This window comes from Bradyrhizobium sp. Mp27 (genome assembly GCF_029953005.1).
GTDB classification, from domain to species: domain Bacteria; phylum Pseudomonadota; class Alphaproteobacteria; order Rhizobiales; family Xanthobacteraceae; genus Bradyrhizobium; species Bradyrhizobium barranii.
In genome coordinates, this window is record NZ_JASAUS010000308.1 from 1 (window position 1) to 4,743 (window position 4,743).

At 58.6% G+C, this 4,743-nt stretch carries 4 protein-coding genes; 2 read left to right on the top strand and 2 right to left on the bottom strand.

The annotated features are described in order from the left end of the window. Window positions 1-307: 307 nt before the first annotated feature. Complete coding sequence (locus QJT78_RS48580) at window positions 308-520, top strand: hypothetical protein (protein WP_038945406.1); 213 nt, start codon at window positions 308-310, stop codon at window positions 518-520. A 203-nt stretch (window positions 521-723) separates the two neighbouring features. Here the strand turns inward: QJT78_RS48580 and QJT78_RS48585 are convergent, their stop codons facing one another. Continuing rightward, complete coding sequence (locus QJT78_RS48585) at window positions 724-3,507, bottom strand: UPF0182 family protein (RefSeq protein ID WP_038945407.1); 2,784 nt, start codon at window positions 3,505-3,507, stop codon at window positions 724-726. Window positions 3,508-3,882: 375 nt separating this feature from the next. Next, complete coding sequence (locus QJT78_RS48590) at window positions 3,883-4,038, bottom strand: hypothetical protein (RefSeq protein ID WP_162136561.1); 156 nt, start codon at window positions 4,036-4,038, stop codon at window positions 3,883-3,885. 238 nt (window positions 4,039-4,276) lie between these two features. Between QJT78_RS48590 and QJT78_RS48595 the strand changes: the two genes are divergently transcribed. Then, a complete protein-coding gene (locus QJT78_RS48595; RefSeq protein WP_038945409.1) occupies window positions 4,277-4,630 on the top strand; it encodes a hypothetical protein in 354 nt (117 codons plus the stop codon). Window positions 4,631-4,743 lie beyond the last annotated feature (113 nt).

A 4,743-nucleotide genomic window follows, 5' to 3' on the forward strand; every position in this document is an offset into this window, starting at 1 on the left:
CGCCCTCCCGACGCAACGACAAAACCGTAAAGCCCCGCGTTCAGCATAACCCGGCAGGAATCCACTTAAATCCAGCGGGGCGCTGTCCAAACAACCGGGGCCAGCTCTTTCAATAGGTCGAACCCCTTCACCATACCACCGGTGGCATGGGTTGCCACAGGAATGAGATGAGGGGCGCCGCGGCTGGCCTTGGGTTCCGCGGCCTTCTCGAAGGGACTGTTCACGGCCCGCAAAACCTTGATTGCAATCAGCGGACCGGCGGGCTTCTCTGTACGGCGCACGCGCCACAAATGCTGTAAGGAACACAATGCCCTACATCTTCTCGATCAACGACGACGTTCATCATCAAGCGCAGCGACCGCAGGGCCGCGCCGACAATGGCGGACGGACCGTCTACACTATTGTTGCATGCCTCCCGATTGAGGCGGACGGCCGCATTCGATACCGTATCAAAAGCAAAACCGAGAATTTCGAGCGTGTTGTAACTGAAGATGAACTCAGTCAGTGGCTACGGCAGTAGGCGCGACGGTGGGCCTGTCGGTTGGTTCACAGGGGAGATCCAGCTCGACCTGCTTGCGGTCCTCCTCGCGTCTCAGTGGCATTCGTACCGCGAGTGCAAACACCGCCTGTATCGGATCAAGCTCAAGGCCTCTCTTCGTTGCGTGTTCAGCCCGAACTATGCAGCCCCTGTGTTCCCCAATGAGCGCCAAAGGAGCCGCGACGCTAGTGGCCCGTGGCGTGCCGGTTCATTTCCTCCAGAAGCTCGCGCATTGCGTCGAACTGCGTGCCAAAGCCTTTCCAGTCGCCGGACTTCAATCGTTCAACGGCATGATTGTAGCGGTCGAGCGCCTCCCGTGCCTGACTTGCCGACGGGCGTGCGACAGGCATTTCCTCCTTCGTGCTCGAGACCGGCCGCACCGCGCCAGGCTCGATAAACAGTGCTGACAAGGCCTCGTCGAGCGTCTCCTTCATCACCACATGTTCACCATAGGCTGCGATCACGCGTTTCAGCTCCGGCAGGTGTCCGTGCTCCGCTCGCAAATAGAGCGGCGTTACATAGAGGATCGAGTTCTCGATTGGGATCACAAGCAGGTTCGCACCGCGTATCACCCGCGAGCCCATCTGATTCCACAGCGTGATCTGCTGTGATATATCGGTGCTCTGATTGATCCGCGCTTCGATCTGGAACGGCCCGTAGACGAGCTTCTCCTTTGGAAACTCGTAGACAATCAGCTTGCCGTAGTCGGGCGCGTCGCAACGCGCGGCGAGCCACGCGATCATATTGTCGCGGCGGCTTGGCACCATGGGAAGCATGAGGAAAAACTCGGCCTGCGGCTCGCCGGGCAGTCGCATGATGATGTAATATGGGGCCATCGTCGCAATGCCGCCGCCGCCCGGCTGGCGCGGGAACTGCCAGAGATCCTCGCGGTTATAGAAAACGTCAGCGGCCTCCATGTGATAGCTCTGATAGAGCTGCGCCTGAATCAGGAACAGGTCCTCCGGATAGCGAATGTGCCTCTGCATATCTGCCGGCATGGCCGAGAATGGCTTGAACAGGGTCGGAAAGATACGCCGATAGGTCGCTGCAATCGGATCGCCGGTGTCCATCAGGTAAACGTCGACGGTCCCGTTATAGGCATCGACGATGACCTTCACTGAATTGCGAATGTAGTTGATATCCTCGTCTTGCGCTGGCTGCGCGGAGGGGAAGTACGAACTCACCGTGTAGGCGTCCTGCATCCAGAACATCCGCCCATTGCTGATGACCAGATAAGGATCGTGATCGAGCCTGAGGAACGGGGCGATCGTTCGTACTCTTTCCCCGATATTGCGCCGGATCATGATGCGGCTGTCGGTCGTGATGTAGCTTGAGAGCAGTAGGTTCGGGTCGTTGAAGTAGTAAGCGAACAGGCCTCTCCACACCATCGCTCCAATCGGAACGCCGCCCGTACCGTCATAAGTCGCGTAGACATTGTCCTTTCCCTTCGGATAGTCGAATTCCGGCGTGCTCCCCTTGACGATGACGTAGTTGTCGTTCCGTTCGCCGTAGTAGAGGCGCGGCTCGTGGATTTTGGGGCCTCCATCCGCAACCGGAGGAATATCCCGCAAATAGAGCAGCGGTAGCCCCTCGGTGCTTTTGCGCGTGACCGGACTCATCACCGCGCCATTGCCGTGAGTAAACAGCACGTGGCGGTTGACCCATGTCTGGGCATTCGGCGGCAGCAGGGAGGGCCGCAATTCGCGAGCCGAGAGCATTACGCTTTGGTAAGAACCATCGAGCCAGTAGCGATCAACATCAAGATCATGGAATTTGTAGTAAGTGCGGATCTCTTGCAGCTGCGCGTAGGTGTCCGACAACGGCAGCCAGTCCCACAGCCTGATATTGTCGATTGTCGCCTTGTTGGCGTCGAGCGTCTTGAAGCTAAGCTTCTGTTCCGCCGCAAACGGCTTGGCTGCGATCTGATCGAGATTGTATGCCTGCCGGGTGAGCGCAATGTTGCGTTCGATATAGGGCCTTTCCAGCTCCAATTCGCTTGGTTTGACGAAGAACTCCCGGAACAGCACGGGAATCACGCTGGACAACACGAAAGACCCAATCACGACAAGCAGGAACGCGGCGGCAGGAAGCCGGTAGGTGCGCACCCGCAAATTTGCCCACGTGGCGAACGCCGCGATGACCGAAAGTCCGATCATCAACCACAAGGCCGGGAGCCTCACGTGGACATCGGTGTAGCTTGCGCCGACGACCACACCGTTGTCGCCGTAGAGCAGCAGATAGCGATCAAGACCATAGGACCAGGCCTTCACTGCAAAGAAAAGACCGAGCAGCACCGAGCCGTGGGCAATCGCCATCGACGACATTGATCGGCGATGAAGGTCGTATTCGATATCGCCGTGCACCCAGTAGATCGCCGCGGCGAAAAGCGCGCTCAGAACGAGCGCGAGCATGATCCAGTTTTTGATGAGGATATAGGCGGGCAGCGAGAAGAGATAGAAGCCGATGTCCTTGTTGTAGAGCGGATCGTCTGCGCCATATGGCACCTGATAGACAAACCGCAGGAAGACACCCCAGTTGCCGACTTCTGCGGCGGCGACGAGCAGAGCGAGCAAAGTTGCCCCACCTACGGTCAACCGGGACCACGGCAGTCGACCGCGTAAAAGCGCAAGCAAATCTGGCGGCGCGTTGACCGCGAAGTTCCACACCGAAGCGGTGACAAGCTGTGTCGACCGCCGTCGGGCAAAGCGCAGGGCGAACCATCCGTTCACCCAAAGGATGATGGCGGTTCCGGTCCAGACCGCAAGAAAGATGACGGTTTTCGCACCGATTGTCGTCCAAAAAACCTGCGGATAATTGATCGAGGAAAACCACAGCCAGTCGACGAGGAGGTCGCTCGCGAGCCAAAGCAGGATCAGGCAAACCCCAATGACAGCGGCCGCAATAGTGAGCCCGACCACGGCACTCTGCCTTGGTACCTTCCGTTCGGGTCCGGTGATCCCGATCGTCATGGCTTGATCATAGCGGAAATGAGGGACGCCCGCCGCTCGATTTCGCGGTCGGAATAGCGCTTCAAGGCGGGGGCACGGGTGCTCGAACCTGGGCGCCAGGATCGCGAAACAGCGCAAAGTGGCGAGGTCGGCCGATGCAGCCGGCGCTAGAAGCGCCTTTGCGGCGCTCGCCTACTCTACCGCCAACAGCACTCGTATCCCGACGATCTCGGGTCTATAATCAGGCTGCCGCCCATTGGCGAGAGTACGCAGGGAAGGCCGTCACGGTGGATGGTTTGCATTTTGCACCGGAGGTGTTGTCATGGCCCATTGCTACCACGCTCCAGAAATACCTAGCCTCTGAAAACATCCAATACGAGGTGATCCCGCACGAACTCAGCATGACGTCCACGCGGACGGCCCGCTTTGGCCATCAACCGTCTTGCAGCGAGCGGGCTGCAATTCGCGCGACGGGGCCAGGATGTAATCCGGTTCGTGGCTCGCTTTGACAGCACCGAACAGGAAGCCGACGAGGTCATCGCGCTCGTCCATCACGCAATTGCACGAGGACCACGTCCACCAAGATGTGCGCCGCTTCATGAACGCAAACGCGCCACTTGAGCGCCTTTGACATAGTTGTCGTTCCTCCAAGCGAGGCGTCCTTCACGATCCTTTCGACATCGGCGCCAGCCATTCCAACAGCCAACTCTGCGATCACAGCTAGATTTTGAGCGCGTAGGTCATCTTTGAGACGAACCCTGAACATCTTCGCAAGATCATCGATGGCAGGATGACCGATGTTAATGACGCGAGCCTGCACGGCTTTAACCCCTATACCCCCCGTGTCGACCACGACGTCATCGGCGACTCGGTGTTCAAGTTCCGCGACACGCTGACCAGCCACGCCGAGATCGGCGATCTCGCCGCCCTGTTCAAGGACGAGGTCATCGCGATCATCGGCCTCGGCGGCACCGGCTGCTACATCCTCGACTTCATGGTGAAGACGCCGGTCAAGGAGATCCGCGGCTTAGACGGCGAATTCTTACGGAGACTGGCCGATACTACCCATACGGCCCCCTTTATGGCTACCGCGCTTGACGGGCAAATAGCGGTCTGCACCGTGGCCAAAAGTGGACACGTTTGACCCGCCTAGTACCCACTTTTCTTGGAACGTGAGTCGTGATTCAAGGTCGGGATGATACCCGAAGCAAGAGAAGTCCACCTTTCGAGGAAAGATCGCAAGGTGCTTGAGGCGTG

Excerpts from the sequence above, each read along its gene's own strand:
- QJT78_RS48595 (WP_038945409.1), top strand. The coding sequence starts at position 4,277 with ATGACCGATGTTAATGACGCGAGCCTGCACGGCTTTAACCCCTATACC.
- QJT78_RS48585 (WP_038945407.1), bottom strand. The coding sequence starts at position 3,507 with ATGACGATCGGGATCACCGGACCCGAACGGAAGGTACCAAGGCAGAGT.
- QJT78_RS48580 (WP_038945406.1), top strand. The coding sequence starts at position 308 with ATGCCCTACATCTTCTCGATCAACGACGACGTTCATCATCAAGCGCAG.
- QJT78_RS48590 (WP_162136561.1), bottom strand. The coding sequence starts at position 4,038 with ATGGACGAGCGCGATGACCTCGTCGGCTTCCTGTTCGGTGCTGTCAAA.